The organism is Streptomyces sp. NPDC002513 (assembly GCF_053595355.1).
Window position 1 is genome coordinate 1 of record NZ_JBSFXK010000143.1, and the last position, 2,563, is coordinate 2,563.

Sequence of the window (2,563 nt, forward strand, 5' to 3'; positions counted from 1 at the left end):
CATCGGCCAGGTCCGCTTCCCCGCCATCGGCGAACTGCCCTACCTCCTCACCCTCGCAGGCCACGGCTTCTACTGGTTCCGACTCCGCAAGGACGTCCCCCAGGTGACCAAGGTGAGCCTGGTCGTGGCCCGTTGACTCATGGCCGCTGATCCCTCGGCCGCCCCGGACGGAAAGGACGCGACGCCATGACGAAGACCGAGAGCGCACTACTCCGCCCGGAGGGCCTCGGCCCCGCCTCGCTCCTGCCCGCGCTGTCCGGTCTGCTGCGCACCTGGCTTCCCCGGCAGCGCTGGTTCGCGGGCAAGGGCCGTCCCGTCACGGACCTGGCACTGCTGTCGGTGACCGAACTGCGCCCCGACTGCCTGCACCTCCTGATCCGTGCCGAGTACCCCGAGCTGTCGGCGAGCGGCACACCACGCGCCACCCCGGTCCGCGACTGCTACCAACTGATCCTCGGATTCGGGGAGTTCCTCATACCGTGGCATCCCACGGCTGTCCTCGGGCGGGTCCGCGAGGGCCCCCTGACCGGGCTGCTGGTGTACGACGCCCTCCACGACCCGCGCTCGGCGTCCCTGCTTCTGGAACGGCTGCGCACTCCGGGCACCGAGGGCGCCCTGCGCTTCGAACGCGACGGACGCGACGGAGGGGTGACGATCCCCGCCGGACTCGCCCCGCGCCTCCTCGAAGCCGAGCAGTCCAACTCCTCCCTGGTGTACGGGGACGCGTACATCCTGAAACTGTTCCGCCGTGTGCGGCCCGGCATCAACCCGGATCTGGAGGTGCCCTGGGCCCTGGCCCGGGAGGGCTGCGCCCGCGTCCTCGCCCCGGTGGCCTGGTTCCGCACCTCCAGTCCGTGGGCCGCGACCCTCGGTGTGCTCCAGCCGTTCCTGCACGGCGCCGCCGACGGATGGACGCAGGCACTGGACGCACTCGCGGCCGGGCGGGAGTTCACCGAGGAGGCCTACGAGATGGGGCAGGCCACGGCCGAGGTGCACCTGTCCCTCGCCGTCGCGTTCCCCGTCGAGTCCCCGGGCTCGCCCCGCAGCGAGCGGCTCGCGGCCGGCATGGTGGAACGGCTGCGGGACGCCCTCCACGCCGTACCGGAACTGCTGCCGTACGCGGCCGGGCTGCGGTCCGTGTTCACCGAGCCGGCGGCCCTCGACTCGTCCCGGCCCGCGCAGCGGATCCACGGCGATCTGCACCTGGGCCAGGTCCTGCGCGCCGAACGGCAGTGGCACGTGATCGACTTCGAGGGCGAACCGGCCCGCCCGCTGCCCGAACGGCGCCGTGTCCAGTCCCCGGTGCGCGACGTGGCGGGCATGCTCCGCTCCTTCGACTACGCGGCCCACGCCCGCCGGCCCTGGCGCCCCGAGTGGGCGCTGCGGTGCCGGGAGGCCTACTGCGCGGGCTACGCCGCCGTGGCCGGCTGGGACCCCCGCTCGGAACCGGAGCTGCTCCGTGCCTACGAGACGGACCGCGCCGTGTACGAGGTGCTGTACGAGGCCCGGCACCGCCCCGACTGGCTGCCCGTGCCGATGGTGGCGATCGCCCGCCTCGCCGAACGCCCCGGCCTGAGGAGGCTGATCCCGTGACCGCCCCCTCCGCATCACCACCGCCCCTGTGCTCACCGCAGTTGGGGAGCCCGAGTGCCGCACCGGCGGAGCCCGGCGAGCGGCAGCGGCTGCTGGCGGGCGCGCACCACGATCCGCACGCGGTGCTCGGCGCCCATCCCGTGCCTGGCGGGGTCGCGTTCCGTGTGCTGAGGCCCAGCGCGCTCTCGGTGACCGTCCTCATGGACAGCGTCTGGGCGGAGCTGTACGACGACGGCGACGGGTTCTTCTCGGCTCTGTTGCCGCTGCCGAATGTCCCGGAGTACCGGCTCCTCGTGGCCTACGAGGGCCGCGTGCTGGAGACCGACGACCCCTACCGTTTTCTGCCCGCGCTCGGTGAGCTGGATCTGCATCTGATCGGCGAGGGACGGCACGAGCAGTTGTGGCGGGCCCTCGGCGCCCATCCGATGACCCACCAGGGCGCGGCCGGCACCCGCTTCACGGTGTGGGCACCGAACGCGCTCGGGGTGAGGGTCTGCGGGGACTTCTCCCACTGGGACGGCGCGGCCCATCCGATGCGCTCGCTCGGCTCCACCGGGGTGTGGGAGCTGTTCGTGCCCGGCATCGGCGAGGGCGAGCTGTACAAGTTCGACATCACGCGCCCCGACGGCACCCGCACCGTGCGCGCGGACCCCATGGCCCGGCGCACGGAGGTGCCACCGGCGACCGCGTCGGTCGTCGCGGAGTCCGCGTACACGTGGGGTGACCGGGAGTGGATGGCCCGGCGCGGCGACGTACCGGTCCACGCAGCGCCGTTCTCGGTGTACGAGGTGCATCTGCCGTCCTGGCGCCCAGGACTGACGTATCGCCAGCTCGCCGAGGAACTTCCCACGTATGTGGGGGAGTTGGGTTTCACTCATGTCGAGCTGATGCCGGTCGCGGAGCATCCCTTCGGCGGCTCGTGGGGCTACCAGGTCACCGGCTACTACGCGCCCACCGCCCGCCTGGGCAC

The 2,563-nt window shown here is 72.7% G+C and carries 2 protein-coding genes; both read left to right on the forward strand.

The genetic code is table 11. The features are described 5' to 3' along the window. Positions 1 to 186 precede the first annotated feature (186 nt). On the forward strand, positions 187 to 1,593 hold the full coding sequence (locus ACWD5Q_RS35325) for a maltokinase N-terminal cap-like domain-containing protein (RefSeq protein WP_451431158.1): 1,407 nt from the start codon (positions 187 to 189) through the stop codon (positions 1,591 to 1,593). After that, a partial coding sequence (locus ACWD5Q_RS35330; RefSeq protein WP_451431159.1) for a GlgB N-terminal domain-containing protein occupies positions 1,521 to 2,563 on the forward strand: 1,043 nt, incomplete at its 3' end. The genes ACWD5Q_RS35325 and ACWD5Q_RS35330, both read left to right, overlap by 73 nt.

Bases quoted from the DNA above. Each gene is read 5' to 3' on its own strand.
- ACWD5Q_RS35325 (WP_451431158.1), top strand. From the start codon at position 187: ATGACGAAGACCGAGAGCGCACTACTCCGCCCGGAGGGCCTCGGCCCC.